Genomic DNA, 247 nt, shown 5'->3' on the forward strand with positions numbered 1-247 from the left:
CGAGGAAGCAATAGTACACGCAGGTTTAGATTACGAGGTTATCAAATCCCCACTATTTACACAGGGCAGAACAATGAGCATAGGCGGCAGCGGAGAACTGATTGAAGCCAATGACATCTTAGTACCTAACAGTTTCGCCACACTCCGCACCGACACCAATACACCGTTGGGCGTAGTAGGCAAAGACTACCATATCGTACAAAACCGTGAGGCGTTCAATTTCTTTGATGCTATTGTAGGCGCAGGC

General features: G+C 47.8%; 1 pseudogene. It reads left to right on the forward strand.

Annotated features, from left to right (window positions below):
* Positions 1-247, forward strand: a pseudogene (locus BGO59_RS18430) (alpha/beta hydrolase); the annotation flags it as partial.

The organism is Spirosoma sp. 48-14, assembly GCF_001898575.1.
Lineage (GTDB): Bacteria > Bacteroidota > Bacteroidia > Cytophagales > Spirosomataceae > Spirosoma.